The sequence below is a fragment of the Dellaglioa sp. CoH-55-MRSF-7 genome (assembly GCF_056782235.1).
In genome coordinates this window covers 1-269 of sequence record NZ_JBXAYI010000166.1, presented here as the reverse complement: position 1 = coordinate 269, position 269 = coordinate 1, and the positions used below count along the sequence as shown (strand labels likewise).

At 55.0% G+C, this 269-nt stretch carries 1 protein-coding gene; it reads right to left on the bottom strand.

All coding sequences use genetic code 11. The features are described 5' to 3' along the window. Positions 1–36: 36 nt before the first annotated feature. Positions 37–269 (bottom strand): hypothetical protein (locus tag AC1RPU_RS08265; protein WP_481769691.1); only part of this gene is annotated, 233 nt, incomplete at its 5' end.

The following is a 269-nucleotide window of genomic DNA, read 5'->3' as shown; positions in this document are numbered from 1 at the left end:
CGTATGGAAGCGCTTGTTCAAGAAGCTCTATGGCCTTCATGCAAACGCGCCTCGCATAGTCTTGTCGAAATTCGCCATGGTCTGGTTGAATTTGCGCATCATCTCATCGAATTGCGCACGCTCCGCGTCCGTCAGCTCGTCATAGTTGCGAGTTTTCACCGTTGTATTACCGTCTCGGTCCGTCTGGGTGATACGTACCGTACGCGAACTCCAGTCTGCGGCACTGGCGTGGTCATCCGGCTTAGCAGGTTCGGGTTGCACGTCCTTCC